Annotated in this window: 24 protein-coding genes; 18 read left to right on the forward strand and 6 right to left on the reverse strand. The window is 66.1% G+C overall.

Annotation, left to right across the window (positions count from 1 at the left end; genetic code table 11):
* Positions 1 to 92: 92 nt before the first annotated feature.
* The 3 genes from R0232_RS16825 to R0232_RS16835 all read left to right on the forward strand — a co-directional run bounded on the left by R0232_RS16825 (position 93) and on the right by R0232_RS16835 (position 3,441).
* Complete coding sequence (locus R0232_RS16825; RefSeq protein WP_431512815.1) at positions 93 to 842, forward strand: three-Cys-motif partner protein TcmP; 750 nt, start codon at positions 93 to 95, stop codon at positions 840 to 842.
* Between the two features lie 129 nt (positions 843 to 971).
* On the forward strand, positions 972 to 2,594 hold the full coding sequence (locus R0232_RS16830; RefSeq protein ID WP_431512816.1) for an AAA family ATPase: 1,623 nt from the start codon (positions 972 to 974) through the stop codon (positions 2,592 to 2,594).
* A 1-nt stretch (position 2,595) separates the two neighbouring features.
* Positions 2,596 to 3,441: an HNH endonuclease gene (locus R0232_RS16835; RefSeq protein ID WP_431512817.1), complete on the forward strand. Its 846-nt coding sequence runs from the start codon at positions 2,596 to 2,598 to the stop codon at positions 3,439 to 3,441.
* 196 nt (positions 3,442 to 3,637) lie between these two features.
* Here the strand turns inward: R0232_RS16835 and R0232_RS16840 are convergent, their stop codons facing one another.
* Positions 3,638 to 3,766, reverse strand: a complete 129-nt coding sequence (locus R0232_RS16840) for a hypothetical protein (protein ID WP_296338130.1) — start codon at positions 3,764 to 3,766, stop codon at positions 3,638 to 3,640.
* A gap of 118 nt (positions 3,767 to 3,884) precedes the next feature.
* On the opposite strand from R0232_RS16840, the gene R0232_RS16845 reads away from it, so the two are divergent.
* The 9 genes from R0232_RS16845 to R0232_RS16885 all read left to right on the forward strand — a co-directional run bounded on the left by R0232_RS16845 (position 3,885) and on the right by R0232_RS16885 (position 10,877).
* Complete coding sequence (locus R0232_RS16845) at positions 3,885 to 5,648, forward strand: PRTRC system ParB family protein (protein WP_066788232.1); 1,764 nt, start codon at positions 3,885 to 3,887, stop codon at positions 5,646 to 5,648.
* Between the two features lie 98 nt (positions 5,649 to 5,746).
* Complete coding sequence (locus R0232_RS16850) at positions 5,747 to 6,235, forward strand: PRTRC system protein E (protein WP_066788229.1); 489 nt, start codon at positions 5,747 to 5,749, stop codon at positions 6,233 to 6,235.
* A 96-nt stretch (positions 6,236 to 6,331) separates the two neighbouring features.
* Positions 6,332 to 6,775, forward strand: coding sequence for a PRTRC system protein C (locus R0232_RS16855; RefSeq protein ID WP_060987129.1), 444 nt, complete (start codon positions 6,332 to 6,334; stop codon positions 6,773 to 6,775).
* 26 nt (positions 6,776 to 6,801) lie between these two features.
* On the forward strand, positions 6,802 to 7,836 hold the full coding sequence (locus R0232_RS16860; protein WP_431512818.1) for a PRTRC system protein F: 1,035 nt from the start codon (positions 6,802 to 6,804) through the stop codon (positions 7,834 to 7,836).
* Positions 7,837 to 7,862: 26 nt separating this feature from the next.
* The gene (locus R0232_RS16865; RefSeq protein WP_060987127.1) at positions 7,863 to 8,603 is read left to right on the forward strand and encodes a PRTRC system protein B; all 741 of its coding nucleotides are present in this window, start codon (positions 7,863 to 7,865) and stop codon (positions 8,601 to 8,603) included.
* Positions 8,603 to 9,313 carry a PRTRC system protein A gene (locus R0232_RS16870; protein ID WP_060987126.1) on the forward strand — a complete coding sequence of 237 codons (711 nt, stop codon included), beginning with the start codon at positions 8,603 to 8,605 and terminating at the stop codon, positions 9,311 to 9,313. The genes R0232_RS16865 and R0232_RS16870 overlap by 1 nt, the downstream gene beginning before the upstream one ends.
* Positions 9,310 to 10,212, forward strand: a complete 903-nt coding sequence (locus tag R0232_RS16875) for a PRTRC system ThiF family protein (protein WP_296338124.1) — start codon at positions 9,310 to 9,312, stop codon at positions 10,210 to 10,212. The genes R0232_RS16870 and R0232_RS16875 overlap by 4 nt, the downstream gene beginning before the upstream one ends.
* A complete protein-coding gene (locus tag R0232_RS16880) occupies positions 10,209 to 10,427 on the forward strand; it encodes a hypothetical protein (protein ID WP_060987125.1) in 219 nt (72 codons plus the stop codon). The genes R0232_RS16875 and R0232_RS16880 overlap by 4 nt, the downstream gene beginning before the upstream one ends.
* Positions 10,428 to 10,523: 96 nt before the next feature.
* On the forward strand, positions 10,524 to 10,877 hold the full coding sequence (locus R0232_RS16885; RefSeq protein ID WP_060987124.1) for an H-NS family nucleoid-associated regulatory protein: 354 nt from the start codon (positions 10,524 to 10,526) through the stop codon (positions 10,875 to 10,877).
* Positions 10,878 to 10,881: 4 nt separating this feature from the next.
* Here the strand turns inward: R0232_RS16885 and R0232_RS16890 are convergent, their stop codons facing one another.
* Positions 10,882 to 12,039 (reverse strand): phage integrase N-terminal domain-containing protein, encoded by a 1,158-nt coding sequence (locus tag R0232_RS16890; RefSeq protein ID WP_431512819.1) that lies wholly within the window; start codon positions 12,037 to 12,039, stop codon positions 10,882 to 10,884.
* Positions 12,040 to 13,236: 1,197 nt separating this feature from the next.
* Between R0232_RS16890 and R0232_RS16895 the strand changes: the two genes are divergently transcribed.
* The 4 genes from R0232_RS16895 to R0232_RS16910 all read left to right on the forward strand — a co-directional run bounded on the left by R0232_RS16895 (position 13,237) and on the right by R0232_RS16910 (position 15,524).
* A complete protein-coding gene (locus R0232_RS16895) occupies positions 13,237 to 14,268 on the forward strand; it encodes a PRTRC system protein D (protein ID WP_060987122.1) in 1,032 nt (343 codons plus the stop codon).
* Positions 14,265 to 14,540 carry a hypothetical protein gene (locus R0232_RS16900; RefSeq protein WP_067512833.1) on the forward strand — a complete coding sequence of 92 codons (276 nt, stop codon included), beginning with the start codon at positions 14,265 to 14,267 and terminating at the stop codon, positions 14,538 to 14,540. The genes R0232_RS16895 and R0232_RS16900 overlap by 4 nt, the downstream gene beginning before the upstream one ends.
* 139 nt (positions 14,541 to 14,679) lie before the next feature.
* On the forward strand, positions 14,680 to 14,994 hold the full coding sequence (locus tag R0232_RS16905) for a CFI-box-CTERM domain-containing protein (protein WP_296338134.1): 315 nt from the start codon (positions 14,680 to 14,682) through the stop codon (positions 14,992 to 14,994).
* Positions 14,991 to 15,524, forward strand: a complete 534-nt coding sequence (locus tag R0232_RS16910; RefSeq protein WP_060987120.1) for a PD-(D/E)XK nuclease family protein — start codon at positions 14,991 to 14,993, stop codon at positions 15,522 to 15,524. The genes R0232_RS16905 and R0232_RS16910 overlap by 4 nt, the downstream gene beginning before the upstream one ends.
* A 255-nt stretch (positions 15,525 to 15,779) precedes the next feature.
* Here the strand turns inward: R0232_RS16910 and R0232_RS16915 are convergent, their stop codons facing one another.
* The 3 genes from R0232_RS16915 to R0232_RS16925 all read right to left on the reverse strand — a co-directional run bounded on the left by R0232_RS16915 (position 15,780) and on the right by R0232_RS16925 (position 18,964).
* Complete coding sequence (locus R0232_RS16915) at positions 15,780 to 17,114, reverse strand: MFS transporter (protein WP_431512820.1); 1,335 nt, start codon at positions 17,112 to 17,114, stop codon at positions 15,780 to 15,782.
* Positions 17,115 to 17,205: 91 nt separating this feature from the next.
* On the reverse strand, positions 17,206 to 18,138 hold the full coding sequence (locus tag R0232_RS16920; RefSeq protein WP_431512821.1) for a 3-keto-5-aminohexanoate cleavage protein: 933 nt from the start codon (positions 18,136 to 18,138) through the stop codon (positions 17,206 to 17,208).
* A 43-nt stretch (positions 18,139 to 18,181) separates the two neighbouring features.
* On the reverse strand, positions 18,182 to 18,964 hold the full coding sequence (locus R0232_RS16925; RefSeq protein ID WP_431512822.1) for an SDR family oxidoreductase: 783 nt from the start codon (positions 18,962 to 18,964) through the stop codon (positions 18,182 to 18,184).
* A gap of 100 nt (positions 18,965 to 19,064) precedes the next feature.
* On the opposite strand from R0232_RS16925, the gene R0232_RS16930 reads away from it, so the two are divergent.
* Positions 19,065 to 19,808 carry a GntR family transcriptional regulator gene (locus R0232_RS16930; RefSeq protein ID WP_208509000.1) on the forward strand — a complete coding sequence of 248 codons (744 nt, stop codon included), beginning with the start codon at positions 19,065 to 19,067 and terminating at the stop codon, positions 19,806 to 19,808.
* On the opposite strand, the gene msbA is transcribed toward R0232_RS16930, so the two are convergent.
* Positions 19,790 to 21,580, reverse strand: coding sequence for a lipid A export permease/ATP-binding protein MsbA (msbA, locus tag R0232_RS16935; protein ID WP_431512823.1), 1,791 nt, complete (start codon positions 21,578 to 21,580; stop codon positions 19,790 to 19,792). The genes R0232_RS16930 and msbA overlap by 19 nt on opposite strands.
* 201 nt (positions 21,581 to 21,781) lie before the next feature.
* On the opposite strand from msbA, the gene tolB reads away from it, so the two are divergent.
* The gene (gene tolB / locus R0232_RS16940; protein WP_172705446.1) at positions 21,782 to 23,107 is read left to right on the forward strand and encodes a Tol-Pal system beta propeller repeat protein TolB; all 1,326 of its coding nucleotides are present in this window, start codon (positions 21,782 to 21,784) and stop codon (positions 23,105 to 23,107) included.
* Positions 23,108 to 23,127 lie beyond the last annotated feature (20 nt).

Raw genomic sequence — 23,127 nt, forward strand, 5'->3', positions numbered from 1 at the left:
GTTTTTCCCTCGCGCACAACGATGACCCTTTGCCCCATCTGCCGGTGGAATTCGGGCGGGCCGGCGAGGGTGTTGGCAGGTGGGTTCCAGAGATGAAGCACACCTTCCTGGCCAAGTATGTGGAAGGCACACGGAGAGCGCGCGAGAAGTTCAAGCAGCGCGTCTATGTCGATCTGTTCTGTGGGCCTGGACGCATTCAGGTCAAAGGCGAAACGATGACCCGTCCTGGTGGCGCACAGGTCGCATGGCAGCACTCGCTGCGCGACAAAGTGGCCTTCACATCATGTTTCGTTGGTGACCTGGACGCGTCACGAGCATCGGCCTGCGCGGAGCGGTTGCAGGCAATGGGTGCGCCGGCCACAGCTTTGCTGGGGGCAGCCGAGTCCACGGTGGATCAAGTGTTTGGAATGATTCCGAAGGGCGCTCTGTGCCTTGCGTACCTCGATCCCTACAACCTCCAGTACCTGTCGTTCAGCGTGATCGAGAAACTGGCACGGCTGAAGTTTGTTGATTTTGCGGTTCATTTCAGCACCATGGATCTGCGGCGAAACGTGCTGATGGAATACAACTCGGAGCGGGCGCGCTTCGATGCGGCAGCACCTGGATGGCGGGATCATATCGACCCGATTGCATTTGTACGTGGTGATGCAGACGAGGCGTTCTTTGACTACTGGTGCGATCTGGTGCGCGGCCTTGGATTTTCGATCAGCCGACGCATGCCGCTGGTGCGCGACGAAGGAAATCGGCCGCTGTACCACTTGGTTTTCTTCAGTCGTCATGAGCTACCCAACAGGATCTGGGGCGATGTGGCCCAAGGTCCGAACCGTGAATTCGACTTCTAGGGAAGCTCTGAGCGAATCACTTTGAGCTTGCCCCTAAAAATCGCATCCCATGCTGAGGTGTTTCAATCGAAGCGAGGAAGCAAAGATGCCGTTGTGATGGCTGTTCTTGGAAAAATATAGGGAGAAGGAATGCTGTCATTCAGGGTCGTCGATTCGACCTCTGCCCCAAGCAGCGGCAATGAGGTACTCCTCGGCCGAGACAATTGGAACGACTGGTTCACCTGGGTGACGCAGTTCCATGTGATCGTGGTCACAGAAGACCGCCGGCGGATCGATATTGGCAACGTAAAGATTGCCAGGGCGGGGATGACCTCTGAGTCTGCCGTCAGCTCGGCATTGCTCGACCCCGTGTTTTCCAGGCTCGAAGCCCCGTGGTTCTCGATGGGCCAGACCGAGAACTACTACGAACAGCTCAACGAACTCGGCGAGCAGTTGCGGGACGAGTACCTCCTTGCAATGCGTGACATGGCGCGGAACCCATCACTGCTCGAGGAATATGCCGCCGAGGAAGTTTTGCGGCGGTCACTGCTGCGCGATATCGATATCGACCGAGTGCGCAATCGCTTCCACCGGCTCGCGCTCGGCAATGTCGTGCTGACCGCGTTCGCGTTTCGCTACACGTTTCCCCAGGATCCGCGTACCTTGGACGCTCCGCCGCGACTCGATTTCCAGGTCACGCCCGAATCCAGTCCACCGACCAACGTCCACGTCGTTATCGGACGGAACGGCGTCGGCAAGACGCGCTGCTTCGACTATTTGTCGCGGGCCTTTCTTGGCCTGCAGTCGCGCGATGGAGGTGCGGTAGGCGAATTGGGGCCGCTGAATCCTCTCGGGTTCAACAGTCCGTTCGGGTACGTCAATCCGTCCCCGGGTAGGGGCCATGACTTTGCCGGATTGGTGACGGTTTCGTTCAGTCCATTCGACGAGTACGGCCCGCTGGTGCCCGCGAATACTCAACTGGCGGTGAGGTACGAATACATTGGCCTGATCCGGCAGTCCGCAGCGGATGTTCAACCAAGTGGCGTCGATGATGATGGGCAGTCGGAGCTGAGCATCAAGGGGCGTCCCGAGCTTTCTCGGGATTTTTTGAAAGGCATAGTCGCCTGTCGCGGTGCCGCGCGTCGGCGTCGCTGGCTGAAAGCGGTCGAACTGCTCGAGGCCGACCCCTTGTTTCTTGATGCGAATGCCAGGAGCGTCATCGATGACACAGGTGAGGGCTGGGAAGATCGCACGCGCAAGTGGTTTCGGCGACTGAGCTCGGGCCATAGTGTTGTCTTGCTGACGATCACGCTGCTCGTCGAACTTGTCGAGGAGAAGTCGCTGGTGCTCATTGACGAGCCCGAAGGGCATCTCCATCCGTCGCTGCTATCCGCGTTTGTGCGTGCGCTGAGCGAGCTACTGGTTAACCGCAATGGTGTGGCCATCATTGCGACGCACTCGCCGGTCGTTTTGCAGGAAGTGCCTGGTTCTTGTGCATGGGTGCTCAACCGCTCGGGCCACTCCGCGCGCGTCGACCGGCCCGAGCTTGAGACTTTTGGCGAAAACGTCGGAATCCTCACCCGCGAGGTGTTCGGACTGGAGGTTGTCCAGACTGGCTTTCACCGCTTGATCAGCGACGCAGTGCAACAAGGCGGATATGAACAGGCCATAGCGCGATTCGGCGGCCGACTCGGAGGCGAGGCGCGATCGTTGGCTCGCGCACTCAGCATGGTGCCTCCGTCTCCACCCGACGCGGCAGGCGAGGGGGCCTAACATGCGAAGTTTGCCTCTTCCTACCGACACGCAGGCGAGTGTGTTCGCGCTGTGCCTGGGCGCCACGACAGATCCTGGCCTTCAGGCCCGCCTGACGGCAATTGGTGCCAGCCTCGCTGCTTCTGGGGTGACCTATCATGCGAACGCTACGGCGGCCTCGCTCCACCACGTCGAGCGCCGGCCCTCGGTTGGCGGTGTCACCAAGGCGGAGCTGACCGGACTTTACGAGGAGCATCTGAGCAAGACGAGCGGCGCGGCTCGCGCGGTCTATGACCGCATACGCAGCGCGGCACCGAACAACCGTTGTCCGCTGTGCGGTGTAGGCAGCGTCGCCCATTGCGACCACCATCTGCCCAAGTCACGCTATCCCGACTTGTCCATTCTGCCGTCCAACCTGGTGCCCGCATGTCATTTCTGCAATGACAAGAAGCGCGCGAAGTATCCTGCCACGGCCGGACAACAGACCTTCCATCCTTATTTCGACCAGCATCTGCTGAACGTACCCTGGGTGCGCGCAACGCTCAACCCCGGGCCACCGCCGGTGCTGGTGTTCGATGCCTGCCCTCCAACTGCGTGGACCACTGTGGATCAAGATCGCGTTCGGCGGCACTTCGACGTGTGCGGGCTGGCGACCACGTTCACAACCAACGCCAATGACGAATTGCCGATCCTTCGCGACAGGCTGGCTCTGCAGTCAAGTCGCGGTGGCGTGCCTGCGATCCAGCAGTTTCTAAATGACGAGCGTGACTTGCATTCGGTACGGCCCAACAGCTGGCAATATGCGACCTATCGCGCGTTGGCCGCTGATGCTTGGTTCATGGGCGGGGGCTATCTCACGATTCCGTAAGCGAACTCGGCTCCTCCTTGCCGTGTGATGGAGTGGCCGCCTGTTGGGGAAGGCGAGTTCCTGCCAGGTGGTTCCTCGACGCGTACCTGATCGCGAACGGACAGTGAGTCGGTCAGCGCGCGCTATGCGGCGCTGATGCAGCAGCACGCTCTGCGGCTGCGGGCGTGACACGCATTGCGCTGGCGGTCGGAAGACTTCAGTTCAGGTGCTGATGCACCAGCCGCTGGAACTCGGGGCGCAGCGCGCGCCCGGGATCGAGCGACAGAGCCTCGCGCCGGCCGCTGGGCCAGGCCAGTTCGCCGTGGTGGCCATTGAGCGTCAGCACCGCGTGGTCGAAGATCCGTTTGGACGGGTTCCCGCCTGATGGCGAGGGCGAGCCTCTTGAAGGGAGGCGGAGCGGCGAGAGCATGACTGCATCCCACCCGATGCAGACAGGAGGCACCATGACCGACCCCACCCAGCCGAGCCAGCCCACCTTGCCGATCCGTAAGATCGTCCAAGGCAAGAACCCCCGCGAATACTTCGACCCCGCCGAGATGGCGGAACTGGAGGAGGGCATCCGCGCCGTCGGTGTGCTCGAACCCATCGTCGTGCGCCCCGTGCCGGGCACCGACCTCTACGAAATCATCGCCGGTGAACGCCGCTGGCGCGCCGCGAAGAACGTGTTCGGCGACGGCTACGACATGCCGGTGGTCATCAAGGACGCGAACGACGAGACGGCCGAGGCCATGTCGGTGATCGAGAACTACCACCGCGCCGCGATGTCGCCCGCAGAGGAGGCCCACGCCGCACAGCGCCAGCTCCTGCGCCAGCGTGGCGACAAGGAGGAAGCCGCCCGCCTCATGGGCTGGTCGCCCGATGTGCTGGAGCGGCGGCTGGCGCTGCTGGCCTGCACGCCCGCCGTGCTCAAGGCGCTCACCACCCGCACCATCCAGCTCGGCCACGCCGAACTGCTCTCGGGCATTCCCCCGGACAAGCAGGACAGCGTGCTCACAGGCATCGTGGCACAGAAGGTGCCGGTGGCCGTGCTCAAGGCGCAACTGGGCCGCTACGCACGGCGGCTGGCCGAAGCGATCTTCGACACCGCGCAATGCGGCGGCTGTCCGCACAACTCGGCGCGGCAGTCGGGCCTGTTCGCGGAATCCCTGGGCGAGGGCTACTGCCAGCACCCGAGCCACTTCGAGGAACTGACCCAGCCGGCCATCGAATCCCGAGCCAATGCGCTGCGCGATGAATACCCAGTCATCCGCATCGTCAAGGCCGGCGATGGCTTCGCGCCGCTTCCCGTGAGCGCCGAGGGCGACCTGGGCGTCGGCGCGCCGCAGTACACCTCCTGCCAGGGATGCCAGTCCTTCGGCTGCGCGGTATCCGCGATGCCGGGCAGCTATGGCGAGGTCACGCGCTCGCTGTGCTTCGACGCCGCATGCAACAGCCAGAAGGTTGTCCTGTGGCGCAAAGCGCAGCGCGATGCCCAGGCGGCGCAGGACGAAGCGCAGGGCAAGGGCGCGGTGAAGGCAGGCGCAGCCAAGCCCACCGGCAAGAAGCCCACGGCTGCCGCGCCCACGAACCAGACACCGCAGCGTGTCGTCAGCCACCGTGTCATGGAGTGGCGCAAGTGGCTGGCCAAGGCCCTGATGGCGCAGCCGCAGTGCAGCCAGCGGGTGCTGATCGCGCTGGCGCTGGCCGGTCGCGGGGCCGATCTGCGCGAGGCGCAGTTCCGCAACGCCTTCGACCGGCTCGCTGGTCAAGCCGCAGGTGCGGGGTTCGGCGTGCGGGGCGGGCTGCAACGGGCCGCTGCCGCGCCCGAGGCCCAACTGGAGCGGCTGCTGCAAGCCGCCACCGCCTCGGCGGCGTTCGGCGTCACTGTGACCGACCTCGAACTGCTGTTGAACTATGCCCAGGTGGATGAAGGGCGGTACTTCCAGTGGAACAAGGAGTTCCTCGACCTGTTCACGATGAGCGAACTGGAGTGCCTTGCCGAAGAAGTCGGGCTCAAGAAGGCGATGGGCTCGGGCTTCAAGGTGGCACGCGGCGGCAAGAAGCCCGACTTCATCACGGCCCTGCTCAAGGTGCCGGGCTTTGCGTACCAGGGTACGGTGCCTGCCGTGATGCGCTTCCCGCGTCAGCCGATCCTGGCCGATGCAGCGGATGAGGCCGAGAGCACCGAGGCCACACCGGCCTTGCAGCCCGAGCCTGCGCTGGCCTGACGCGCCGACCGGCCCCTGGACACCAGGGAGCCGGGTTCTAGCATGGTCTGGACGGCCTCGCATGGGGCCATGTCCCTCATTCCACCAAGGAGTTTCAAATGACGATGTTCGAGGAACTGTTCACGCTGGCTTGCAGCGCCACGCTCACGATGACGGTGAGCGCCGACGAGAAATCCGGCCGCCTGACGGTCAACGTAATCCCCAAGCCCCGGCAGGACGCGGGCGAGCCTGGGCTGACGCAGCCCCTGAGCCTCACGGCCACGCCGCAGGAGTTCGACGCGGGTTTCATCGAAGCCCTGCGCGGCTACCGCGAGGTGCGCCAGAGCCTGGCGCAGCAGGCCGAGGCCACGAAGGAAGTGATCGAGGCCGCGAAGGCGGTATCGGTCAAGCAGGCCAGTGACGCCATCGTGAAGGCGGGTGCTTCCAAGTCCGCACCGGCCAAGCCCGTGACGGCCCCGGCGGTATCCGCCTTGGGCAACGGGGCGGATGACGAGGGGGAGGACGATGCCTCGCAGGCCGCAGTGGCGGGCGCGGCACCTGCCGCAGCCGCCACCGCTGGCGGCGAATCCTTCGACCTGTTCGGGTAAGTCGGCGGGCACCCTTGATCGGGGCATCAGCAGCGGGAGACTGAACACATGGCAATCACGGCGGTTGCCGCGTTCATCCCCCAAGGAGCCCAACCCATGGCCATTGAAGTCACCCCCATCGTCCGCACCTTCACCTACAACGGCATCCTGCTGCCGGATGTGCCCGGGCTCGCGCCCCGCGAAGTGCGCGACCTCTACAGCGCCCAGTACCCCGAACTGGTCAGCGCCGAGGTCGAAGCAGGTTCGGTCGCCAACGGGCGGCAGGACTTCACGTTCCGCAAGGCCGTGGGCACCAAGGGCACGGGCAAGGCCGAGCAGCCCGGCCCCCGCCTTGCGGCGCTGCTGGCTTGCGTTCAGACCCAACTGACCGGCCCGGCCAGCGCGACGGCCAAGCTGTCCCGTGCCGTGTCGCAGCGCCCCGTGGCGAAGCGCTCGGCAGCGTGGAGCCGCTTTGCCCGCCAGACCCTGGAACAGCACCGGCACGAAGGCGCAGCCCAGCGCGCCAGCGTCACCAGCGAAATGCTCACCCCGCTGCCTTGAGGGCCACGGTCATGCCTGTCGCTCCCATGCTGGCGCTGCCCAGCCTGCAACCCGGCATTCCGTCGGCGGTCGCTTCCACGTCCCAGGCCAGCGCGAACGCGGCGCTGTGCCGTTTCCTGATCGCATCGGGCGCGGTACGGGAAGATGACCTGCCGGAGGGCGAGGCCGACCCGCTCAAAGCCTGTCAGCGTGCCATCGACGCCTGGATCAAGCGCCAGATCGGCCCGCTGCACTGCCTGGAGCCGCGCTTCGCCATCAACGTGCTCGACGAGCATGGCCACCATCCGGCCATGCGCAGCGGGCAGCCGGCCCCCTATGCCCAACTGGACGTGTACTGGTGCGAATACCGCGAGGCCGAGTGGCCGGTGGGCCGGAGCCTGGAGGCGTTGAACGAAGCCATGCCGCACCTGGGGGCCACGGTGTTGCAGGTGCTGCGCCAGCAGGGCCGCTATGTGTATCCCCTGTTCACCCCGGACATTGCCGATGACGTGGCGTCCTACGTGTACTGGCAGGGGGAAATGGATGAGGAGGCGGCGCTGGACATGATGTGCGAGGACAGCGATGACGCCGACCGCGAAGCCATGCGCGAGGAAATGGTTACGCGCAGGATGCTGGACGATGCCTATCCCGAGTGGGCGCGCCGCTGGCTGGTGCGGCCCGACAAGAATGCGGGAGGGCGCGAGTGCACCCAGGCATGGCGACCATGCAGCCTGCGCCGCGCCGCCAGGACGCTGACCGACCCGCACCAGCGCCAGATCGCCGCCGATGCGCTGGCGCTGTCCCGCCTGACGCTCACCGACGACTTCCATCCCGACATCGACGGCGAGTACATCGGCTTCGGCGCGGTGCTGTCCTGGGAAGAGGGCGACGTCACCACGCGCATCTACGACGACTTGCTCAATCTGGCGCACCAGTCCGAGTACTGCGACCGCATGGGTGAGGTGCTCATCCCGCTGGACGACCCCGGCGCGCTGCAAGCTTGGTTCCTGCGCATGGGACAGCGCTTCGAGGCCATCGCGCTGATCGACCGCTTGATCCACGCCCTGTGCCACGGACACTGACTTCATACAGATAGGAGGTAGTCCCTATGAACGAGGCGGAGTTTTCCATTCAGACGCCCACGGACAACGTGCTGGAGCTGGATCAGGCGGTGCTGCTGTACCACGGGCGCTCGGGCAGCGCCCTGGCCACGGTGCATGAGGTCACGACCGTGGATGGCGCACCCGTGATCGGCGCGGGCCGGGCCATGACCGCCCAGGCGGCAAGGGAGTTGGCTGGGGCCTTACTCCAGCGCGCGGCCCACGGCGGCTTTCTGCCCGAGACGGTGCTGTACCTCCACGGCGACCTGCTGGTGTGGTGGGTGCCACCGGCACGCAGGCATGTGGCGTTCAGGGTGGGCGCGGAGCAGGCCGAAGCGTTTGGCGGGCGCGAGCGCGGCGAGACGGTGCCGCAGCCGGGGCTGGTCTTCGCCGCCGCCAGCAAGGTCTGGAGGGTTTGGGCCGTGAAGGGCCAGAACCGCCCGATGCCGCAGACGCCGCTGTTCCAGGCCCCGTACTTCAATGTCGATGGTAAGGGCCACATCTGCCAGGGCAATGTGCCGGTGCCCAATGGCACGACCGTGGAGAAGATCAGCGCCTGGAACGACGCCTTCCTGCGTTCCTACTTCACGCACCCCAACGTGGCGGGCAAGCTGCTGCGCTACCGGGCCGGTGCCTACGCCTTCTGGCGCGACATGCTCGATGGAGCCTTCACGCGCTTCCCCGAGCGGGTGCTGGTCGATGCCAAGACCACGCTGGGCCGACTGCTGGGCGAACCAGAGGCCACATGATGGGCACGATGGACCCGAGAGACCAAGCCCTGCTCGCTGCCTGCCCGGTGATCGCCGCGCCGCGCTTCGGCGCGCTGCCGGACATGGGCAACGGCCAGCGCATCATCGTGGCGCGCAACGGGTGGTTCGTGCAGACCCGGCTCGACTGGCTCGACAGCATCGCGGCCCTAGGCCACGGCTCACTGCCCATGCGCTTGCCCTATGGCGAGGTCGCGGAGTACCTGCGGTTCAGCTTTGGCGTGCTGCCCATCCGCTTGATCGAAGCGTTCGTGGTGGCGAGCCGGGAGAGCCTGCCCAATGAAGCCGCCGGGGTGTTGATCTATTCGCGCCGCACCGGGCAGTTGCGGCTGGCGATGTGCGAGCCCGAGCAGACCTCGCCTGTCCATATCCGCTATCGGCGTCCCGCCATGGCCGACGACGAGACGGTCGCGGTGGACCTGCACACGCATGGCCGGGCACCGGCCTTCTGGTCGGGCGAAGACGACCGCGAAGATCAGGGCATCAAGGTGGCGGGGGTCTTCGGCCTGCTCGACCGGCCACGGCCCTCGGCCTGCTTCCGGCTGGTGATCAATGGCCTCTACGTGCCGCTCAACAAGCACCCCTGGCGGGAGCCGCAAGGCGAATGGCAGGAGCAGGGGGTTGTGGCACCGCGCGGCGAAGGCTGGATGCAGCGCGTGCTCTGGCGCTGGCGGGATCGCCATCTGCCTTGAACACCAGCGTTCCCGCGAGAGACTGGGTGCAGGACATTCGATTGGAGGTACTGGTGGAACACCTGATTCATCCGAAGCTGCTGGAGCACCGCGTGGCGGTGCATCTGGTGGGTGTGGGCGGCAACGGCGCGCAGATGGCCACCTGCCTCGCCCGCCTGGACATTGCGATGCGCGCCCTGGGCCATCCGATGGGCCTGCACGTCAAGGCATTCGACGCGGACCGCGTCAGCGAAGCCAACGTGGGTCGGCAACTCTACAGTGCCGCCGACATCGGCAAGCACAAGGCGTTGGTGACCATCCATCGCCTGAACCAGTTCTATGGGCTGGATTGGGAGACCCATCCCATGCGTTACGAGGAATTCGTGCTCGGCCACCGGTACGCGGCCAGCGCCGATGTGCTGGTCAGTTGCGTGGACAGCCGCTCGGCGCGGCAAGTGCTGCACCAGCTCGCGTGGCGTGACGCCAATCGCTACGGCTACTGGCTCGACTTGGGCAATACCGAGTCCACCGCGCAGGTGGTCTTGGGCGAGCCGCAGAGCAGCGCGGCATCGTGGAAGGGGCAAGGCCCACGCCTGCCGTGCGTGACAGAACTTTTCCCCGAACTGCTCGACGCCGCCGCGCCAGAGAACAACCAGCCGTCCTGCTCAGTGCGCATGTCGCTGGCCTCCCAGGGTCTGTTCGTCAACGACGTGGCGGTGCGCTACGCCGCGCAACTGCTCTATGAGTTGTTCTCCAAAGGGCGGCTGTCCGCGCACGGTGTCGTCGTCAATCTGGAATCCAAGCGCAGCGGCCCCATCGAGGTCGATCCACGCACCTGGGCGCGCTTCGGTTTTAGCCACGAGGACGCCGAGCGCCAGGAGCCGGAGCTGGAATCCGTTGCCGAGGGGTGCGCGCCATGACCATGAAGCAATGGAACGTGCGCGTGACGCGCAACGGGCATGCCGTTCATTTCGGGCAGGTAGCCGAATCCACCGAGACGCTGGCGCGGTGTGCCGCGCTGTCGCGGTATGGCCTGTCCGAGGACGAGGCCGAAGAAATGCAGCAAGACCCCATTGACCCACGCGGTCCTGCGATCTACCCGGACGAGGCGTTCGACGTGTCGCCCGCGACTTGATTCCGAGGGCCTGCTATAGACTTGACCTGTGGTCTGGGTGTTTGACTCGCCTCGCACGATCACGCATTCCAACGCATTCCAATCACAAAGGCTGCCATGGCTCGCAAATCTTCCAAACGCACGACCCAGGAAATCGACGCCGAGATCGCCAAGTTGCAAAAGGAGCGGGATCAACTCCGCGAAGACGAGAAGGCTGGCGTGGTGGGCCGTATGAAGGAAGCCATTGCCTACTATGGCATCACCGCCGCCGACCTGGGACTGGATGCTGCCAAGCGCAAGGCCCGCACCAGCGTGACGAAGGCCAAGGGCTCGAAGACCCTGCGCGCCTCAGGCCGCATCAAGTACAAGGACGACGCGGGCCACGCATGGTCGGGCTTCGGCCCCAAGCCCAAGTGGTTCACCGAGGCACTGGCCAGCGGCAAGACCGAAGCCGATCTGCGCGCCGCCTGAAGCGTCAGGCTGGCGGGTTGGCTTCCGGCCCGTCGGCGGATTGCCTGCGGCCTGCGCTTTGCGTCGGCGATGCTTGGCCTATATAGGCTCCAGCGGCTCTTTGCCTGGCATGGCCAGCTCTCTCTGATACGGCCAGTCGCGCAGCCCGATCCGAATTCGCGTCCACACAGCCGCCGCCGCGCACGGGCGATGGTGCACCTGAAAGCGATTCATACAAATCGTTCAGATTGCCATGCCGCAGGCCGTGGGCCGTGACGCCTGCCTGCCGCTTGGTGATGCCGAATTTCTCCAGGGCGTAGTCGAGCCGGCGCAGGTTGCGCTTGAGGTTCAGGGCGGGATCGCCCATGTGCGCGTCGCGGCCCGTGACCAGTGAACGTGCCAGTGCCACCGCCGAGCGCTGACCGTCTGTCTCCAGCGGCACCCAGCGCACGCGCCCGCCCTTGCCCTTGATCCATACATACTCATCCGCCTTGCGGCTTTCGAGGGGCAGGCCGGTCTGCTCGAACGGCACGACGTGCTCCAAGGGACGGAACATCACCGACTCCTTGCGCCGCAGCGCCAGCGCGTCCATCAACCGTATCGAAGCCGCGATCCGCGCATCGAACTGAGCAAGCTGGGCGAGGACCGTTTCCACATCGACGCCATGCGCGCCCCAGCTCTTGTCGCGCTGCGCCACTTCGTGGCGCTCGTATTCCTCCAGGCTCAGGCCATAACGAGCCGGTGGCCGCACGAAGCCCGGCTTTCCCAGCCAGGACGCAAGCCCCCGCAGAAAGCTCAGATAGGTCTGGATCGTGGCAGGCGCCAGCCGCTCGCGCTGCCAGACCTGCACCATCGCATGCAGGTGCTTCTGTCCCAGGTTGCGTGGGTCGGGCATGGTGTGGAAGCCGGCCTTGCGCTGGAGGTCGAGGAAGAAGCGCCGCAGAAAGCGCGCTCGTTCTGCACGGGTCTTGTGCGAGACGGTCTTCTCGCGTGCCGTGTGCCGCGTGTTGAACAGATCGATCAGGGTGTCCAGCACGCGCAGCGGATCGGCATGGCCTGGACGCAGGCGGGCAAGTATTTCCTGGGGCGTTTTGCCCGCCCAGGCTTGGGGGCGCAGCCGATCCATGCCGGGGATCCGTCCTGGGCTGACCGAATCGGCCTGTCGGGTTGAGGGTGTCGTCATCGTGCTTTCCAGGTGAGGGGTCGGCGCGCCGCCCGAACGGCGCGCTGTCAGGAATCCGGGAGGTCCAACCCCAGCGACGGATTCCGTCATCCGCTGGAGCGGGTGGTCAGGCAAGCACGGCGGCACGCGGGACCACACCGCGTGCCGCCGACCCAAGGGTTGCGCCAGCCATGCGCTTGCACGGGCCAGCTCGGTCGGTCTTAAAAATGAAAACATGTGATCCGGCTCCGTCCGCGCATTTCTGCGACCACGGAGGGGTGTGACGCGCTGTTGCCTCAAGGGCAGGCAGCCGCGTCGGCGGCGAGATCGGGTCTCGCGCCTACTGGTGGATCAATCCTGAAATTCGCAGCGCCATCCGACCGCATGGGTCCACCCCTGACCGAAAGTCCAGGGCGGTGTCGGGCGTTTGAGCGGAAACCAGCGGGGAGCCCATGAGGGCAAGCACAGCCGCTGGCGGCGTGAAATACGCATGCTCGGGTGATGGCGGGATCGGGAGCCGGCATCGGGTGCCGGGCCGGGAGATCGACGGCCTCGACGCGCTTCTGTGAGCGCCCAGCCGCAAGGGCTGGCAAAGGTCGAGGCACATGCTCTACGAAACAAACCTCGGAGCGGTCGCCTCGGGGGCGACGGCCACCCCGGCTCTGGGCCGGGGCTGCAAGGGCAGGTAACGACTGCGACGCCTGTTGCTCCGCGATGGAGCGGGCCAAGGATGGCCCTCGGGAGCCTCTAGTGGATGACGAAAAGGGCTTGATGGTCAATGCCGGCGTGGCAATGCGACGGCATGGGAAAGCGCCTTGCCGGTGGCGCTTGTGGGCACGCGACGGCGTGATAGGGGCAATTTAGTGTCCCGCAAGATCGCAGAGCAAGGCTGCATGCGGGCTTGACGGGCGAAAGTCCTGCCTCTGGTCCCGGACGGGATTCCCAAGCCCTTGCCGGGCATCTGCACGAAGGGCGCCTGATTGGCGCGCAACCAGGGTTGACGACTGCCAGTGCGATGAGACCGTGGTGACACACACGCAGTTCGCAGCGGCTTGAGTCCGGGTCTGGCGTCATTGCAATGCCACTGTTCCTTCACTCCGGTGACAGGCGGCGGCACCTGATCCCGAAACCCGGGTCATTTCGTGCGAATTGCGGGTGGCGTGGCCGCACCGCCTTGCCGATGCTGGCCGTCATGTTTCCTCACCTTGGAGCACCATCATGGAATTGATCGTCAGAGCGGTGGATGTCGGATCGGGCAACACCAAGTTCGTCACCGGCGTCACAGAGGCCGAAATCCGTTGCGCCAGCTTTCCCTCCATCGCCTATCCATCCAGCGGCGAGACGCCGCAATGGCCGACCAGCGAGCGGCGCAAGACCGTCTGCATCCCAGTCGGCCCATTGTTCTACGAGGTCGGGCCGGATGTCGGCTTGGCCGCGGACACCTTCCGCGCCAAGCAGTTGCATGACGAGTACACCGAGTCGCCCGAGTACATGGCGCTGCTGCGCGGCGCGCTCAGCATGATGAAGGTGTCCCATATCGACCTGCTGATCGTCGGGCTGCCGGTGGCGCTGTTCACCCTGAAAAAGGCAGCGCTCGAGAAGGCCATGGTCGGCAGCCACCAGGTCGGCGGCGGCAAGACTGTGACGGTGGCCAAGGCGATGGCCGTGGCCCAACCGCAGGGCGCGCTCGTTCACTACGCGGCCGAACACCAGAAGATCGAGACCATCGGCAACGAGCAGAGTCTGGTCATCGACCCCGGCTCGCGCACCTTCGACTGGCTGGTCACCCGCGGCATGCGCCTGATGCAAAAGCAATCGCACTCGATCAACCGCGGTATGTCTGACGTACTGCGCCTGCTGGCGGCCGAGATATCCAAGGACATCGGCACACCGTACCGTGATTTCGATGCCATTGATCTGGCGCTACGCACCGGCAAAGCCCCCGTGATCTTTCAGAAACCCTATGACATGAAAAAGCACCTGCCGCTGGCCGAGAGCGTGGCCCAGCAGGCGGTCTCCACGATGCGCCAGTGGATCGAGACCCCGGAGAGCCTGCAGAACATCATCCTGGTGGGCGGTGGCGCCTTCCTGTTCAAGAAGGCTGTGAAGGCGGCGTTTCCGAAGCACCGGATTCACGAGGTCAAGGAACCCATGTTTGCCAACGTGCGAGGTTTCCAGATCGCGGGCCAGAACTATGCCGCCAGCGCCATGGCCCCAGGCCGGGATCGTGGGGCAGGGGAGGCTGTATGAATCTCCGTCCTCAGAACGAGCCGAAGCCGATACGGCTGGTGTTCGAGCTGGCGCGTGCTGACAACCCGCGCCTGTACGACGAGTTGGTGCGCTTTCCGCAAGGGGCCAAGCGCGTGAACCGGCTGCGTGTGCTGGCCTATGACGGACTGCTGGCGCAGTACGGTGTGTTTGCCGTGGATGAGGCGAGGCAGGTACCTCCGCCTGCGGCCAGCGAAGCGTCGAGGTCCGCGACCGTAACCAACGACGTGTTCGGGCCCAGCCTGGAAGAGTGAGGTGGCCATGCCAAGACGCAGATGCGCGCGGCGTGATGAGGTGAGCGCCACGGAACTTGCGGAAATGGGCTTCTGCGAGAAGAGGGTGCAGCTTGCACATCTATATGGTGACCAGGCGACGCCCGAGCAGCGACAAGCCATGGCCCGAGGGCAGGCGGCCCACCAGCGGTACTTGGAGGAGGGCCTGGCGGCAACGGCGGATCGCCGGTGTTTTGTGGCCACCTTCGTGTTCGGCCCGGATGCGCGGGAGACACAGGTGCTTCGTGCATACCGTGACGCCGTGCTCTTGCGACGGCGCTGGGGGAGAGGCTTGGTCGCCGCGTACTACTGGGTGGCCCCAGTGGGTTGCCGAATCATGGCGCGATCACCTGTGATCGTGGCAGGGGTGCGCCGCATGCTGTGCGTCGTGGTTGCACGGTGTGAAAGGTCGCTGAGCGACAGGAGGTCGTCATGACTTTGTCTGCCGTGTATGTCCTTGCCGGTCTGGTATTCGCGCTGTGGCTGGCGCGGCAATGGACGCGCCGCCACACATCTTGCGAGCGCGCTTCGCGACCGCAAGAACTGGCCAATGCCGAGCTGGTCTATATGGAGAAGCTCTTTCGCATCGCGGAGCCCATCCGCCTTGTCGCGAAGGTGGATCGGGTGTACCGGCTCCCAGGGGGATCGCTGGTGCTCGTCGAACTGAAGACGCGCCGGCAGGATAGGCCTTATCTGACGGATATCATTCAATTGTCGGCGCAGCGGGTCGCCATCGAGGTTCAGACGGGCGAGGCGGTCAAGCCCTACGCCTTCGTTTCCATCCTTGGAAGAAATCGCAAGATGCGTTCGCATCAAGTTCGGCTTCTCGATGCTGCGGAAGTGGTTGACGTCTATCGGCGACGCAAGGCGATCCGCACAGGCCGGACTTCGCCTGCCTACGCCTCCACCGAATCAGCCTGCCGCGGCTGCACGCTGCGATCGAGGTGTGACCGCTTTGAGAGGTGAGCAGTGGACGCAAGGCGGTCTTCAACGACCGAATCCACGTACTCGACATGAGGCCAACTTCGATGAGAATCGAAGATGCAGGTAGTTTTCCAACGTGGATCTTTTGGTTCCATAGCGTCGCACCGACGGTGGGTGACTAGCTGGGTGGGTAAGGCGACCCAAGATGCAAAAGAGACCGCTAACCTATTGATGGATAAGCAGAAAATTCTTGCAGCAGAACGATACGACATCGTGCTGCTCTGAGTTCCTGGTCCTTCAACGCCGCGATTCGCGGCCCTGGCGCATCCCGATGCTGGCCAATGCGGCCAGCACCAGCAGCACGGCCATCGCGAGCAGGCCGTTTTTCGTGCTGCCCGTGCTCTGCTCGATCCATCCCATCACCGACGGTCCGATGAAGCCGCCCAGCAGGCCGCAGGTGTTGACCAGTGCCAGCCCGCCCGCGAGCGCCACGCCGGCCAGGCGCGAGGAAGCGAACAGGAAGATCACCGACTGCACCACGAAGAACATCGAGCCCGTGAGGCAGAAGCCCGCGAGCGCGACGGCCGGGCTCGCGAAGGCCGCGATGCCCAGCCCCACGGCCATGGCGACCAGCCCGATCAGCAGCAGCAGGCGCCCGCGCTGCGGCGTGACCGCGAGCCGCGGCAGCGCGATCGCGCCGACCGCGGCGGCGACCCAGGGCAGCGAATTGAGCGCGCCGATCTGCAGCGGCGTGAGCTTGCCGTAGGTGCCGATGATGCTCGGCAGGAAGAAGATCACCGTGTAGATGCTGATCTGGTGGCAGAAGTAGACGAAGATCGCGAGCCAGATCTGCTTGTCGACCAGGCAGGCACGGAACGATTCGCCGACCTGGCCATGGGCGGCGTCCTCGGCGCGTTCGGCGGCGAGGCCCTGCTCGATTGCCCGGGCCTGCGCAGGCGTGAGCCAGCTCGCATCGGCCGGCCCGTCGGGCAGCTTGCGCCAGACCACGAAGGCCAGCGCCACGGCCGGCAGGCCCTCGATCACGAACATCCATTGCCAGCCGTGCCAGCCCAGCAGGCCGTCCATCTGCAGCAGCGCGCCGCCGACCGGGCCGCTGAGTATGTTGGCGATGCACACGCCGAGCAGGAAGTAGCCGGTGGCGCGCGCCCGGTCCTTGCGGCCGAACCAGTAGTTCAGGTAGAGCATCACGCCCGGGAACAGGCCGGCCTCGGCCGCGCCGAGCAGCACGCGCATCACGTAGAACGAGGTCTCGCCCGTGACGAAGGCCATGCCGGCCGACAGCAGGCCCCAGGTGATCATGATGCGGGCGATCCACCAGCGCGCGCCCACGCGGTGCATCACCAGGTTGCTCGGCACCTCGAGCAGCGCGTAGCTCAGGAAGAACAGGCCCGCGCCCAGGCCGTAGGCCGCGGCCGAGATGCCGATGTCGACCGCCATGTGGCTCTTGGCGAGCGCGATGTTGGTGCGGTCGATGAAGCAGATCACGTAGGCGAGCACCAGCAGCGGCATCAGCTTGCGGAAGATCAGCGCATTGAGCGAGGCCTGCTCGTCGGTGGTGGCCGTGTCGGCCGCGGGCCCGAGACGGGCGCCGGGGATGGAGGTGTGTGCCATCGGTGTCTCTCTCTGAAGTCTTGTTCTGGTGAAGGAATGCAGCGGCGCGCCGTGCGATGCGGCGGCGCTGCGGACGATGGGAATGCGAGGGCTAGAAGTCGACCTGGGCCGCGCCCTTGAGGCCGAGGATCTCGCGTGCCTCGTCGGGTGTCGCGATGTCGATGTTCAGCGCCTCGAGCACGGCGCGGATGCGCAGCACCTGCTCGGCGCTCGAGGCGGCGAGCCGGCCCGGGCCGATCCACAGCGAGTCCTCGAGGCCGACGCGCACGTGCGAACCCATGGCCGCGCCGATGGTGGCCAGCGGCAGCTGGTTGCGGCCGGTGCCGAGGATCGACCACTGGAAGCGGTCGCCGAACAGGCGCGCCGCGGTGCGGTGCATGTGCATCAGGTCCTCGGGATCGGCGCCGATGCCGCCGAGGATGCCGAACACCGTCTGCACGAACACCGGCGCGCGCACCAGGCCGCGGTCCATGAAGTGGCGCAGGTTGTTGAGGTGGCTGACGTCGTAGCACTCGAACTCGAAGCGCGTGCCGTTGGCTTCGCCCAGGCGCAGGATGTTCTCGATGTCGGCGAAGGTGTTCTTGAAGATCAGGTTGCGGCTGTTCTCGAGGTGCTCGCGCTCCCAGTCGTGCTCGAAGGACTTGAAGCGATCGAGCATCGGGAACAGGCCGAAGTTCATCGAGCCCATGTTGAGCGAGGCCAGCTCGGGCTTGAAGGTGGTGGCCGGGCGCATGCGTTCCTCGACGCTCATGTGCGGGCTGCCGCCGGTGGTGATGTTGATCACGGCGTCGGTGGCGGCCTTGATCTTCGAGAGGAAGGGGCGGAACAGGTCCGGGTCCTGCGAGGGGCGGCCGTCCTTCGGATCGCGCGCATGCAGATGCAGGATCGCGGCGCCGGCGCGGGCCGCCTCGATCGAGGCGGCGGCGATCTCGTCGGCCGTCACCGGCAGGTGCGGCGACATGCTCGGCGTGTGGATCGCGCCGGTGGGGGCGCAGGTGATGATGGCTTTGGTGCGGGTGGCCATGGTCGGGATTCGGGTGAGGTCGGGAAGAGAGGAAGAGGGCGGGTCAGCTCAGCGCCTGGGTGTGGCCGTCGACCACGAGCTCCTGGCCGGTGACGCTGGCGGCCAGGTCGCTGGCGGCGAACAGCACCATGTTCGCGATGTCGCCGGCCGTCACCATGCGGTTGAGCGCGGACTGCGAGGTGTAGATGCGCGTGACTTCCTCGATGGGCTTGCCGAGCGCCTGGGCCTTGGCGGCGATCACGGCGCGGATGCGCGGCCCGTCGACCGCGCCCGGCAGGATCGCGTTGACGCGGATGCCGTCGGGGCCGAGTTCGAGTGCGAGCGTCTTGGTGAAGCCGATCACGGCCCACTTCGATGCCGCGTAGGGCGAGCGCCCCGGCATGCCGAGGTGGCCGGCGGCCGAGGACAGGTTGACGATCGAGGGATTGCGGCCCTGGCGCAGCCGCGGCACCGCGAGCCGGGCGCAGAGGAACTGGCCCGTGATGTTGACGGCCAGCGTGCGGTTCCAGTCGTCGAGCGACAGGGTCTCGACGCCGCCGGTCGGGCCGGCCACGCCGGCGTTGTTGACCAGCACGTCTAGGCCGCCGAGCTTGCGGTCCGCGGCCTCGAACAGCCGGGCGACCTGTTCTTCGCTCGAGACGTCGGCGAGGCAACTGCCGACCTCGGGCAGCTCGGTCGACAGCCGGTCCAGGCTCTCGGCCTGCACGTCGCAGACGAAGACGCGGGCGCCGGCGGCGGCGAAGGCACGCACGATGTCGAGTCCGATGCCGCTGGCGCCGGCGGTGACGAGCACGCGCTGGCCGGCGAGGGAATTGCCGTTCCACATTCTGAATAGCTCCTTGGGGTGTGACAGGGAATGGTCGGCATCGTAGATCTGTGATCACAGATATCGCATAGGGTATACCCCGAAACGTATACTCCCCGGCATGGAGCTCTCCGATCTCGTCACCCCGCTCAAGCGCCAGACGCTCAGCGCCAACGTCTACGACCAGTTGCGCGACCTGGTGATGAGCGGGCAGATGATGCCGGGCGAGCAGATCTCGCTGCGCAGCGCCGCCGCGGCGTTGGGCGTGAGCGTGATGCCGGTGCGCGAGGCGATGCAGCGGCTGGTGGCCGAGCAGGCCCTCGAGCTGACGCCCAGCCGCACCCTGCGCGTGCCGCGCATGACGGCCGCGCAGTTCAAGGAGATCACGGTGATCCGCACCAACCTCGAGGGGCTGGCGACCGAGGCCGCGGCCGCGGCGGTCGGCACGGTGGCGCTGCGCGAGATCGCCGAGCGCCACGATGCCTTCGTCGCCGAGATGAAGGCGGCGAGTCCCGACGGCTCGAGGCTGGTCACCTTCAACAAGGAATTCCACTTCGCGGTCTATGCCGCGGCCGACATGCCGATGCTGCTGCAGATGATCGAGGCGCTGTGGCTGCGCATCGGGCCGATCCTCAACTACGACCTGCGCGCCGGCTCGCGCCGCGTGGGCGAGAAGGTGGCGGTGGCGCACCATGCGGCGCTGCTCGCGGCGCTGAAGCGGCGCGACGGTGCCAAGGCCCGGGCCGCGCTCGAGGGCGACATCCGCAGCGCGGCCGAGTTCATCCTCTCGGCGGGCGTGCTGGTGGCGGAGGGCGCTTCAAGGCCGCCGTCGCCCGGCGGCAGGGATCAGAGCGTCGGGTCCTGACCTGCGGCGGCGCTGCGCACCGCGTTCGTCTGCAGCCGCGCATAGAGGCCGTCGAGCGCCATCAGCTGCGCGTGCGACCCCTGCTCGGCCACGCGGCCCTGTTCCATCACGATGATGCGGTCGGCATGCTGGATGGTCGACAGGCGGTGCGCCACGATCAGCGTGGTGCGGTTCTGCATCAGGCGCTGCAGGGCGTCCTGCACCAGGCGCTCGGATTCGGTGTCGAGGGCCGAGGTGGCCTCGTCGAGCAGCAGCACCGGCGCGTCCTTGTAGAGCGCGCGCGCGATCGCGAGGCGCTGGCGCTGGCCGCCCGAGAGCTGGGTCGCGTTGTGGCCCAGCACGGTGTCGATGCCCTGGGGCAGGCCCTCGACGTGGCTGCTGAGGTTGGCGGCCGCGATGCAGGCCAGCACGCGGTCGCGGTCGATCTCGGCATCGGCGCCCAGCGCAACGTTGGCCGCCAGGGTGTCGTTGAGCATCACCACGTCCTGGCTCACCATGGCGAACTGCGAGCGCAGGCTCTTGAGCTCCCATTCCGAGATGTCGTGGCCGTCGAGCAGCACCTGGCCGCCGCTGGGCAGCACGAAGCGCGGCAGCAGGTTCATCAGCGTGGTCTTGCCAGAGCCCGAGGGGCCGACGAAGGCCACGTTCTGGCCCGGCTCGATGGCGATGCTCACGCCGTCGAGGGCGGGGCGCTCGTCGTCGCCGCGGTAGTTCACGCGCGTGTTGCGGAACTCGATGCGGCCCTGCGCATGCGCCATGCCGAAGCTGCCCTGCGGCTCGGTCGGCACCTCGTCGACCAGCGCCAGGCCGCGTTCGAGGGCGGCCAGGCCGCGGGTGATCGGGCCGGCCACTTCGGCCAGCCGCCGGATCGGCGCGATCAGCATCAGCATCGCCGTGATGTAGGCGACGAAACCGCCGACGGTGAAGCCCTGCTTGCCGCTCTGCCAGAGCGCGATCATCACCACCACCGACAGCGCCAGCGAGGCCATCATCTGCGTGAGCGGGGTGGTCGCGGCCTGGGCGATGGTGGACTTCACGGCCAGCCGGTTGAGCTTCTGGCTCAGCTGCTCGAAGCGCTTGGCCTGGGCCGTTTCGGCGCCATGAAGGCGCACCATGCGGTGGGCCAGCACGTTCTCTTCCACCACGTAGGCCAGCTCGTCGGTGGCCTGCTGGCCCTGCTGCGTCAGCTTGTAGAGGCGCTTGGAGAACACCTTCATGATCCAGGAGATGCTCGGCACCAGGAAGGCCACGATCAGCGTGAGCTTCCAGTTCAGGTAGACCAGGTAGCCCAGCAGCGCCACCAGCGTGAAGCCGTCGCGCGACAGCCCCAGCAGCGCCTGCACCAGCAGCATCGCGCCGGTCTGCACTTCATAGACCACGGTGTTCGACAGCGTGCTGGCCGACTGGCGCGCGAACAGCGCGAGTTCGGCGCCCAGCAGCCGGTCGAACAGCACCTTGCGCAGCCGCTGCATGCCTTCGTTGGCGATGCGCGAGAGCGCGTACTGCGAGATGAACTGGGCGATGCCGCGCACCGCGAACAGCAGCAGCACGGCCGCCGGCACGAACCACAGCGGCATTTCGCCGCGCGTGAAGCCGCGGTCGAGCAGCGGCTTGAGGAGGGCAGCCATCAGCGGCTCGGTGATGGCGGCCAGCATCGCGCCGCTCAGTCCCAGCGCCCACCACTGGCGCGAGCCGCCGAACCAGGTCATGAGCCGCGCCAGCCGGCGCATCAGGGGAGGGCGTGCGGCTTCGCTGCCGGGGGGTGTCTGCATGGCGGCGGATTCTACGGGGCGGGTCGGAACACCCTTTCAGCCGCCCGGGCCGGTGCTTCGGACCGCTTTCCTGAAGCATTTTGAATGTAGGACCCGGCCCCGCATGGAACGTTTTGCAATGGCGCCATCAAAGCAATGTGTACCATGTGGCCCCGTTACAAGGGGAGAAACTTTTTCAACCCGAGATCTCTCCGAAACCGCATGAACAAGCCGTTGCAAGCCCTCTCTCCAACTCCTTCTTCATCGCTTTTGGGTCGCCGCACGGTCATTGCGGCCCTGGCTGCCTCTCCCGTTTTGCCCGCACTCGCCCAGTTCAAGGTCGAGGTGTCGGGCGTGGGGCTGACCCAGTTGCCCATCGCGCTCGTGCCGTTCCGCGGCCAGGATTCCTCGCCGCAGAAGATCTCCGAGATCGTCCAGGCCGACCTCGAGCGCAGCGGCCAGTTCCGCGGCGTCGATGCCTCGGGCCAGGCGCTCGACGAGGGCTCGCGTCCTGATTTCTCCGTCTGGCGCCAGCGCACCGCCGACTCGCTCGTGGTCGGCAGCGTCACGCGCCTGGCCGACGGCCGCTACGACGTGCGCTTCCGTCTCTGGGACGTGGTGCGCGGACCGAACGGTGGCGATCTCGGCGGCCAGAGCTACATCGTTCCCCAGGGCGATCTGCGGCTCGCCTCGCACCGCATCGCCGACTACGTCTACGAGAAGCTCACGGGCGACAAGGGCATCTTCTCGACCCGCATCGCCTACGTGACCAAGGGCGGCAGCCGCTACTCGCTGTGGGTGGCCGATGCCGACGGCGAGAACGCGCAGGCCGCGCTGGCCAGCCCCGAGCCGATCATCTCGCCGGTCTGGTCGTCCAACGGCCAGCAACTGGCCTACGTGTCCTTCGAGTCGCGCAAGCCCGTGGTCTACGTGCACAACGTGGCCAGCGGCCAGCGCCGGCTGGTCGCCAACTTCCGTGGCTCCAACAGCGCGCCGGCCTGGGCGCCCGACGGCAGCACGCTCGCCGTCACGCTGAGCCGCGACGGCGGCTCGCAGCTCTACACCATCCCGGCCAGCGGCGGCGAGCCGCGCCGGCTGACCCAGAGTGCGAGCATCGACACCGAACCGGTCTACTCGGCCGATGGCAGCACCATCTATTTCGTGAGCGACCGCGGCGGCGCGCCGCAGATCTACAAGATGGGTGCCAACGGCGGCAACCCGACCCGGGTCACCTTCAGCGGTACCTACAACATTTCTCCTTCCGTCAGCGCCGACGGCCGGTGGTTGGCCTACATCTCCCGCGTGGGAGGGGCCTTCAAACTCCATGTGATGGAGTTGGCCAGCGGCAATGTCACCGCCATCACCGACACCTCGGCGGACGAGAGTCCGAGTTTTGCCCCCAATAGCAAGCTGATCGTCTACGCCACGCAACTGCAAGGTCGCGAAGCCCTCATGACGACCACGCTGGACGGAAAAATAAAGGCACGGCTGGCGGGTCAGGCAGGAGACATCAGGGAACCGGACTGGGGTCCGTTTCAAAAGCAATGATTAGGTTTATCTGAGGAGTT

The sequence above is a fragment of the Variovorax sp. DAIF25 genome, assembly GCF_050711835.1.
GTDB lineage: Bacteria > Pseudomonadota > Gammaproteobacteria > Burkholderiales > Burkholderiaceae_C > Variovorax.

Coding starts and splice junctions, on each gene's coding strand:
- R0232_RS16920 (WP_431512821.1), bottom strand. CDS start 18,138: ATGGCCACCCGCACCAAAGCCATCATCACCTGCGCCCCCACCGGCGCG.
- R0232_RS16855 (WP_060987129.1), top strand. CDS start 6,332: ATGGCCATTGAAGTCACCCCCATCGTCCGCACCTTCACCTACAACGGC.
- R0232_RS16835 (WP_431512817.1), top strand. CDS start 2,596: ATGCGAAGTTTGCCTCTTCCTACCGACACGCAGGCGAGTGTGTTCGCG.
- R0232_RS16830 (WP_431512816.1), top strand. CDS start 972: ATGCTGTCATTCAGGGTCGTCGATTCGACCTCTGCCCCAAGCAGCGGC.
- R0232_RS16890 (WP_431512819.1), bottom strand. CDS start 12,039: ATGACGACACCCTCAACCCGACAGGCCGATTCGGTCAGCCCAGGACGG.
- R0232_RS16865 (WP_060987127.1), top strand. CDS start 7,863: ATGAACGAGGCGGAGTTTTCCATTCAGACGCCCACGGACAACGTGCTG.
- R0232_RS16825 (WP_431512815.1), top strand. CDS start 93: ATGAAGCACACCTTCCTGGCCAAGTATGTGGAAGGCACACGGAGAGCG.
- R0232_RS16860 (WP_431512818.1), top strand. CDS start 6,802: ATGCTGGCGCTGCCCAGCCTGCAACCCGGCATTCCGTCGGCGGTCGCT.
- tolB (WP_172705446.1), top strand. CDS start 21,782: ATGAACAAGCCGTTGCAAGCCCTCTCTCCAACTCCTTCTTCATCGCTT.
- R0232_RS16930 (WP_208509000.1), top strand. CDS start 19,065: ATGGAGCTCTCCGATCTCGTCACCCCGCTCAAGCGCCAGACGCTCAGC.
- R0232_RS16910 (WP_060987120.1), top strand. CDS start 14,991: ATGACTTTGTCTGCCGTGTATGTCCTTGCCGGTCTGGTATTCGCGCTG.
- R0232_RS16925 (WP_431512822.1), bottom strand. CDS start 18,964: ATGTGGAACGGCAATTCCCTCGCCGGCCAGCGCGTGCTCGTCACCGCC.
- R0232_RS16845 (WP_066788232.1), top strand. CDS start 3,885: ATGACCGACCCCACCCAGCCGAGCCAGCCCACCTTGCCGATCCGTAAG.
- R0232_RS16880 (WP_060987125.1), top strand. CDS start 10,209: ATGACCATGAAGCAATGGAACGTGCGCGTGACGCGCAACGGGCATGCC.
- R0232_RS16870 (WP_060987126.1), top strand. CDS start 8,603: ATGGGCACGATGGACCCGAGAGACCAAGCCCTGCTCGCTGCCTGCCCG.
- R0232_RS16900 (WP_067512833.1), top strand. CDS start 14,265: ATGAATCTCCGTCCTCAGAACGAGCCGAAGCCGATACGGCTGGTGTTC.
- R0232_RS16895 (WP_060987122.1), top strand. CDS start 13,237: ATGGAATTGATCGTCAGAGCGGTGGATGTCGGATCGGGCAACACCAAG.
- R0232_RS16885 (WP_060987124.1), top strand. CDS start 10,524: ATGGCTCGCAAATCTTCCAAACGCACGACCCAGGAAATCGACGCCGAG.
- msbA (WP_431512823.1), bottom strand. CDS start 21,580: ATGCAGACACCCCCCGGCAGCGAAGCCGCACGCCCTCCCCTGATGCGC.
- R0232_RS16915 (WP_431512820.1), bottom strand. CDS start 17,114: ATGGCACACACCTCCATCCCCGGCGCCCGTCTCGGGCCCGCGGCCGAC.
- R0232_RS16905 (WP_296338134.1), top strand. CDS start 14,680: ATGGCCCGAGGGCAGGCGGCCCACCAGCGGTACTTGGAGGAGGGCCTG.
- R0232_RS16850 (WP_066788229.1), top strand. CDS start 5,747: ATGACGATGTTCGAGGAACTGTTCACGCTGGCTTGCAGCGCCACGCTC.